Raw genomic sequence first — 6,853 nt, 5'->3', positions numbered from 1 at the left:
CCGTTGGCCGACATTTCCGCTCGTCGCGTACCGAAACTCCTCCGTTGGCTGCGGTGTCGGTAGCGGAGGAGATGTGCGTGGGTGGGTGGGCTTTAAGCAGGCAACGGAGGAGATCGGGCCCTGTGGGGGCTGGATCTCCTCCGTTGGTGGAGGTGGGGTGCTGAGGGGGTCAGCCGCGGGCGCGGCGGGTGCCGCGGCCTCGGCTGGTGCTGCCGTTCACGACGTCGCCGACGCGGAGGCCCTGGCGCGCGCCCGCGCGGCCGGCGCGGCCGTTGCCGGACGCCTGAGGCGCGCCGTTGCGGTCGGCAGCGGGGCGGCCCTCGCGCGCGCCGCGGCCGTGGCTGCGGCCAGCGCCGTCCGTCGGGGCGACGTCCCGGCCGGAGTTCCGACCGTTGCGGCCCGTGCCCTGGCCACGGTTGCCGCCGTTGTCGCGCGAGGCCTGGCCCTCGCGGCCGTCGCCGGCCGCCCGGTTCTGGCCGCCGCGGCGTCGCCGGCCGCCGTTGCCGGCACCCGAGGCGCCCGTGGAGCCGCCCCGGCCGCCGTTGTTGCCGACCGCGGCGACCGGCGCCGGCGCGACGCGCTCCGCGCGCTCGCCGACGAGTGCCGTCACCGCGGGGGACTCCGCCGTCACGCGCTGCGGCGTGGCCGTGATCGCGGCCGCGCGCAGCAGCGACTTCACGTCGCCCGCCTGCTCCGGCAGCATCACGGTCGCGACGTCTCCGGCGCTTCCGGCACGCGCGGTGCGGCCCGAGCGGTGCAGGTACGCTTTGTGCTCCGCGGGCGGGTCGACGTGCACGACCAGCTCCACGTCGTCGACGTGGACGCCGCGGGCCGCGACGTCGGTCGCGACGAGCACGCGCACGTCGCCGCTGCCGAACGCCGCGAGGTTGCGGTCGCGGGCGCCCTGGCTGAGGTTGCCGTGCAGGTCGACCGCGGGGATGCCCGCCGACGTGAGCTGCTTGGCGAGGCGCTTGGCCTGGTGCTTGGTACGCATGAACATGATGCGGCGGCCGCGGCCGGAGGCGAGTGCCGTGATCAGGTCCTTCTTGGCGTCCTGGTCGCTCACCTCGAAGACGTGGTGGGTCATGGCCTCCACATGGCTGGTGGCGTCGTCCACCGAGTGCAGTACCTCGTTGGTGAGGAACTTCGCGACGACCTTGTCGACGCCGTTGTCCAGCGTGGCCGAGAACAGCAGGCGCTGTCCGCGCGACGGCGTGGCGTTGAGGATGCGCGTGACGGTCGGCAGGAAGCCGAGGTCCGCCATGTGGTCGGCCTCGTCGAGCACCGTGATCTCCACCCTGTCGAGGTGGACGATGCCCTGCTTCATCAGGTCTTCGAGGCGTCCGGGGCAGGCGACGACGATGTCGACGCCGGCCTGGAGCGCGGTCACCTGGCGGCTCTGCGACACGCCGCCGAAGATCGTGGTGGTGGTCAGTCCGAGAGCGGCGGCCAGCGGCTTCAGTGTGGCGTCGATCTGGGTGGCGAGCTCGCGGGTCGGGGCGAGGACGAGGCCGCGGGGCCGGCGGTAGCCGCGGGAGGGACGGCCTCCGGAAGCGGACGCCGCGAGGCGCGCGGCCATCGGAATCGCGAACGCGATCGTCTTACCCGAGCCCGTCTTGCCGCGGCCGAGCACATCGCGTCCGGCGAGCGTGTCGGGGAGGGTGTCGGCCTGGATGGGGAACGGCTCAGCCTTGCCGTCGGCCGCGAGGACGGCGACGAGGGGAGCGGGCACGCCGAAGTCGGCGAAAGTCTGGTTGGTCACAAGTGCCTTTCTGGCAGGGTCGGCCCATGAGGGCTGGTCCGGCGGCGTCGCAAGAGGGCGACGTCTTCGCCGGAAAGAAGATGGTGGTGCGCGGCGGGGGTCCGCCCGGCGCTCGCGCAGGCCGGCGGCGCCGGCATGCCAGCAGTGCTGGTCCACCGAGTCTAGCGGTACGCGCCTCACGATTGCTGGGAGCGCATTCCTAGCTGGACGTCGTAGACTTTCGGCCCGTAATCCCGGAAGGTGGTTCGCGCGTGCAGGAATCCGAGCTCGATCGTGAGCGCACTGTCGTCTCCGGCCTGTACGAGCGCCTCGACACGCTCCGGGCGGAGACGGAGGAGCGGCTGACGCGGGTGCGCCGTGAGAGCGTGGGCAGCAACCACCAGGCGCGCAGCGAACGCGACGCTTTCGCGCGTCTGTATGAGGATCAGCTCGTGCAGCTCCGCGACGTGGACGCCCGGCTCGTGTTCGGGAGGCTGCTGCTCCAGGAGAAGGTCGACGGCACCGACCACCGCTACATCGGCCGCGTGGGCCTGCGCGACGACGACCAGCGCTCGCTGCTCATCGACTGGCGCGCTCAGCAGGCGAGCGCCTTCTACCAGGCCACGGCGAACGAGCGGATGGGCGTGCGGGCCCGCCGCCACCTCACCATGAACGGCCGTCAGGTGGTCCGGATCGACGACGACGTCTTCGACGAGGCTCTGCTCGACGGCGACGCGTCCGGCGAGAAGGTGCAGGGCGAGGGCGCGCTGCTGGCGGCCCTCACCGCGCAGCGCACCGGCCGCATGCACGACATCGTGGCGACCATCCAGGCCGAGCAGGACCGCATCATCCGCTCCGACATCCGCGGAGCCCTGGTCGTGCAGGGCGGCCCCGGCACCGGCAAGACCGCGGTGGCGCTGCACCGCGCCGCCTACCTCCTGTACGCGAACCGGCAGCGGCTGAGCACCTCCGGCGTGCTCGTCGTCGGCCCGTCGCCCGCGTTCCTGCGCTACATCGAGGCCGTCCTCCCGTCGCTCGGCGAGACCGGCGTGGTGATGCAGACGCTGGGTGAGCTGTTCCCCGGCGTGGAGGCCACGGCCGACGACGAGCCGGAGGCCGCGCGCCTGAAGGGCTCCATCCAGATGGCGCGGCTGCTCTCCCGCGCCGTGAGGTCGCGGCAGAAGGCACCGGCCGAGCCGCAGACGATCGTGGTCGACAACGAGCGCCTCGTCGTCCAGCCCGACCTCGTGCAGCGCGCACTCGGGAAGGCGCAGCGCACCGGCAAGCCGCACAACGTCGCCCGCGTCACGTTCGTGAAGCAGGCGCTCGGCGAGCTCACCGACCAGCTCGCCGCGCAGCTCCGGGCCGGCGGCTCCACGATCGACGATGCGGACCTCCGGGTGCTGCGTGAGGACCTGCGCACGTCGTACGACGTCCGCGTCCTCCTCAACACGGCCTGGCTGCCGCTCACCCCGCAGAAGCTGCTGCAGGACCTGTACGCGCGCCCGTCGTGGCTGGCCGAGCTGACGCCGCGGTGGACGCCGGCGCAGCGGGAGGCGCTGCAGCGCGACCGGACGGCGCCGTTCACCGTCTCCGACGTGCCGCTGCTGGACGAGGCCGCCGAGCTGCTGGGCGACTTCCCCGGCCGCGCGGACTACGTTTCCCGCGAGCGGGACCGGCAGCGCAAGCGCGACCTCGAGAACGCGCGGGCGGCCATCCGCAACATGGGTGTGCAGGGCCTGGTGAGCGCCGAGCAGCTCGCCGACGGCTTCGCCGAGCAGGAGGACCGCGGCACGACCGCCGAGCGCGCGCTCGCCGACCGGTCGTGGACCTACGGCCACGTCGTCGTCGACGAGGCGCAGGAGCTGTCGGCGATGCAGTGGCGCGTGCTGGTGCGCCGCTGCCCAATGAAGTCGTTCACGATCGTCGGCGACATCGCCCAGGTCGCGTCGGCCGCCGGCGCGACCAGCTGGGACGAGGCCCTCAGCCCGGTGTTCAAGGACGCCTGGCGCCTGGAGGAGCTGACGGTCAACTACCGAACGCCCGCGCAGATCACCCGCGAGGCCGAGCGGATCGCGACGGAGGCCGGGCTGCCGATCACGCCGACGCGCGCGGTGCGGGAGGGCGATTGGCCGATCCGGCGGGTGTCGGCGGACGCCGGCCTCGCGGAGTCCGTCGCGGAGGCGGTGGCGCACGACCGGTCGCTCGACGCCGAGGGGACCCTCGCTGTGATCGCGACGGCCGCCGAGGTGGAGGCTGTCGCGGCGGCGGTGCGCTCCCGGTTCGGCGATGCGGCGGCGCGCGGGGCTGCAGGCCTGACCCGGCCGATCTCGGTGCTCACGGGGTACGAGGCAAAGGGGCTGGAGTTCGACGCGGTGGTCCTGGCCGACCCGGCGGCGCTCGCCGCGGAGTCGGTGCGCGGGGCGGCGTCGCTGTACGTGGCGATGACGCGGCCGACGCAGCGGTTGACGTTGGTGGGGCGCTAAGCACAATCGTAATACAAGTATTTCTGTGTAGACACTGAACTAATTCTGTATGCTCGCTAAATGGGTGAGAGCGACGAGGTTCGGCTAGTCGCAATCGATCCGGCATTCGATCGATCGGAGTTCGACTGCGGCGACCCGCGGGTGAATGACTGGTTCCGTCGGCATGCCGGCCAGTCGCACCGGTCGAGCAACACGCGCACTGTGCTCGCCGTGACGGGAGATCGCGTCGTCGGTTTCCATTCGTCTCAGGTGGGGACGATGAGCCGGGGCGAGGTAGCGGAAGCGTTCGGGGTGGGCCGCAGTCGATACCCGAAGCCTGCGATCCTTCTGGCGCAGCTCGGCGTGGACAAGTCGATGCAGGGCAAGGGGTTGGGGATGCGCCTTCTCGTGCACGCCCTCGCGAACTTCCTCACGGTCGCCGACAAGGTCGGGGTGGAGGTGGTGCTGGTCGACGCCCTGAGCACTGAACTGTGTGCGTTCTATCGCAAGATGGGCTTCCGCTCCCTGGAGGATCGCCATCTTCGCATGTTCATGCCGGTGGAGGTCTTGCGGGCCACGTTCGAAGCTGCGGGCTGATGACTGTGTTTGTGTGAGTACGCAGTACGTACGAATGTGCTACCCTTGGCCACATGATCGACACGCTCGCGCCCGCCAAGACCGAACGACTCAACCTCCGGCTGAGCAGCGAGGCGCGCGACACTCTGCGCGCAGCGGCCGAGCTGGCTCAGCAAGACCTCACGTCCTTCATCCTCGGCCCGGCTTTGAACCATGCCCGCGAGATCCTCATCGAGGACGCTCTGATCAAACTCACTCCGGCCGAAGTACTGCAGGTCGAGCGCGCGCTGGACGAGCCCGCTGTCGCCTCGAAGCCTCTGGCGGAGCTCATCAGGCGAGTTCGCGCCGATCAGTCGGCGCAGTCGGTCTGAGCGGCCGTACGCTCGCGGTTCGGTTGACGTTGGCGGAGGGGTGAGGCGCCTCGCGTCAGCGATACTCCGCGACGACCTCGATCGTGCCGACGATGTTCGCGTTGAACTCCGGCAGGTCCTCCGCCGGGATCCAGTACTCGAGGATGTCCCTCCCGCCGACCTGGCGCACCTTGTAGCGGTCGAGGTAGTCCTTCCCGACAGCGAACCGGGTGACGAAGCCCACGCCGCTGGCCTTGACGTTCCAGTCCCTGGCGATCATCGTCGCGTACTCCTCGTTGAGGACGGGGTAGAAGATCGGCTGATCGGGGAGCCGGGCGGGCCACTCCCGCCAGCCCGACGCTTCGACCAGCGCGAGCTCTTCCGGGCCGGTGGGGCGCCAGAGGGTGACCGTCTCCACGTTCACTCCTGGCCGTACCGCTCGCCGACCGGCACCTCCACGCCCAGCGTGTTGCCCGCCTGCGCGAGCGGGCATGCCCAGGCCGGGTCGTACGCGCAGGATGGGTTGTAGGCGAAGTTGAAGTCGAGGACGATCGTCGTCTCGTCGTCGTCGGCCGTCATCCCGAGGTCGGAGCCCTTGATCGTGTCGATCAGGTAGCGGCCGCCGCCGTAGGTGCCGCCGCGGCGGCCGGCGAGGGCGTCCTTCACGGGGACGAACAGGCCGCCGCCGTAGGAGGACAGCCGCCAGACGTCGAGCGACCCGGCGAGCGGGACGTGCACCGCGCCGAGCAGCTGGAACGGGACCACGCCGTCGGTGCCGGTCTCCACGTCCATCCGCGTCGCCTCCTCGGCGGGGTGGATGGGCAGCTCGAAGCGCCAGTCCGGGTCGTACGGCGACACCGGGAGCCCGGTGAAGCGGTCGCGGTCCTCGTTCAGGAGCGGGGACGCCGGGTGCGACGAGAAGAGGTCGTTGCGGCAGGAGATCCAGTGCGCGTGGGCGGCGGCCGGGTCGGAGGCAGCGATCCTGCGCACCGACGCGTACAGCGCGAACACGCTGCGGCGCCAGTCCGCGGTCTGCACGGCGGTGGCGATGCGTCCGCGACCGGGGGCGACCTCGGGGGTGGGCTCGGGGGTGATGGTGCTCATGCTGCTGCCTCCGTCGTGGCTGTATCCGGTTCGGGCGTGGGTGGATCGTATGCCCAGGTGGGTGCGAGGCGCCGCAGGCGCATCCCGCGCCACTGCCAGAACGCCCACAATCCGTACCAGGCGAGCGGCGTCACGGCCCCGGCCCGCACGACCAGCCGGTCGCGGTACAGGGTGCGGATCCGGCCGTCCTCCCCGGGACCGGCGGGGTCGGGCGCGATGGCCATCCGGTGGTCGAGGTGCGGCATCGCCGACAGCACGCCACCGACGCCGCCGCCGCTGTCGCGGAGGATGCGCGTCGCGCGCTCGCGCGGGTCGGTCGAGCGCAGCGTGTCCAGGCGGATGGCCTGCGTCCCGACGGTGACGGCGCCGAGGGCGCGCACGCTCACCCGGTGCTCCGCGGTGTCCCACACGGTCGGGAAGCCCGCCGGCTCGTCCGACCGGAAGTCCACCCAGGGCAGCGCCACTTCGCGGAAGGCCGTCGGGCTCTGCAGGGCGCGCCAGGCCGCGTCCGGGTCGCAGTCGAGGATGAGCTTCAGGAGGACTCTCACGCACCCCAGTGTCACGCATCCTCCGCGCGGGCGGCAGTCATTCTCGGCGCACTCCCGGACGCCCGCGCC

At 71.7% G+C, this 6,853-nt stretch carries 7 protein-coding genes; 3 read left to right on the top strand and 4 right to left on the bottom strand.

Annotation, left to right across the window (positions count from 1 at the left end):
- Positions 1 to 169: 169 nt before the first annotated feature.
- Positions 170 to 1,762 carry a DEAD/DEAH box helicase gene (locus ACFRFH_RS02100; protein ID WP_382461353.1) on the bottom strand — a complete coding sequence of 531 codons (1,593 nt, stop codon included), beginning with the start codon at positions 1,760 to 1,762 and terminating at the stop codon, positions 170 to 172.
- Between the two features lie 251 nt (positions 1,763 to 2,013).
- On the opposite strand from ACFRFH_RS02100, the gene ACFRFH_RS02095 reads away from it, so the two are divergent.
- The 3 genes from ACFRFH_RS02095 to ACFRFH_RS02085 are packed head-to-tail and all read left to right on the top strand — an operon-like array spanning position 2,014 to position 5,153.
- The gene (locus tag ACFRFH_RS02095) at positions 2,014 to 4,227 is read left to right on the top strand and encodes a HelD family protein (RefSeq protein ID WP_382461352.1); all 2,214 of its coding nucleotides are present in this window, start codon (positions 2,014 to 2,016) and stop codon (positions 4,225 to 4,227) included.
- 60 nt (positions 4,228 to 4,287) lie between these two features.
- On the top strand, positions 4,288 to 4,803 hold the full coding sequence (locus tag ACFRFH_RS02090) for a GNAT family N-acetyltransferase (RefSeq protein WP_382461351.1): 516 nt from the start codon (positions 4,288 to 4,290) through the stop codon (positions 4,801 to 4,803).
- 53 nt (positions 4,804 to 4,856) lie between these two features.
- Positions 4,857 to 5,153, top strand: a complete 297-nt coding sequence (locus ACFRFH_RS02085; RefSeq protein ID WP_382461350.1) for a DUF1778 domain-containing protein — start codon at positions 4,857 to 4,859, stop codon at positions 5,151 to 5,153.
- Positions 5,154 to 5,208: 55 nt separating this feature from the next.
- Here the strand turns inward: ACFRFH_RS02085 and ACFRFH_RS02080 are convergent, their stop codons facing one another.
- From ACFRFH_RS02080 to ACFRFH_RS02070, 3 genes are read right to left on the bottom strand one after another with little or no spacing between them, the layout of a single operon-like run.
- Positions 5,209 to 5,550, bottom strand: a complete 342-nt coding sequence (locus tag ACFRFH_RS02080) for a hypothetical protein (protein WP_382461349.1) — start codon at positions 5,548 to 5,550, stop codon at positions 5,209 to 5,211.
- Positions 5,551 to 5,552: 2 nt separating this feature from the next.
- Positions 5,553 to 6,236 (bottom strand): DUF1684 domain-containing protein, encoded by a 684-nt coding sequence (locus tag ACFRFH_RS02075; RefSeq protein WP_382461348.1) that lies wholly within the window; start codon positions 6,234 to 6,236, stop codon positions 5,553 to 5,555.
- Positions 6,233 to 6,784: a hypothetical protein gene (locus ACFRFH_RS02070; RefSeq protein ID WP_382461347.1), complete on the bottom strand. Its 552-nt coding sequence runs from the start codon at positions 6,782 to 6,784 to the stop codon at positions 6,233 to 6,235. Before ACFRFH_RS02070 ends, ACFRFH_RS02075 begins: the two co-directional genes overlap by 4 nt.
- Positions 6,785 to 6,853: the final 69 nt, after the last annotated feature.

The sequence above is a fragment of the Leifsonia sp. NPDC056824 genome (genome assembly GCF_042789575.1).
Taxonomy (GTDB): domain Bacteria; phylum Actinomycetota; class Actinomycetes; order Actinomycetales; family Microbacteriaceae; genus Leifsonia.
This window is presented reverse-complemented; position numbering and strand designations above follow the sequence as displayed.

What these genes read in the sequence shown, in the direction of transcription:
- ACFRFH_RS02085 (WP_382461350.1), top strand. Translation starts at nt 4,857, where the DNA reads ATGATCGACACGCTCGCGCCCGCCAAGACCGAACGACTCAACCTCCGG.
- ACFRFH_RS02075 (WP_382461348.1), bottom strand. Translation starts at nt 6,236, where the DNA reads ATGAGCACCATCACCCCCGAGCCCACCCCCGAGGTCGCCCCCGGTCGC.
- ACFRFH_RS02090 (WP_382461351.1), top strand. Translation starts at nt 4,288, where the DNA reads ATGGGTGAGAGCGACGAGGTTCGGCTAGTCGCAATCGATCCGGCATTC.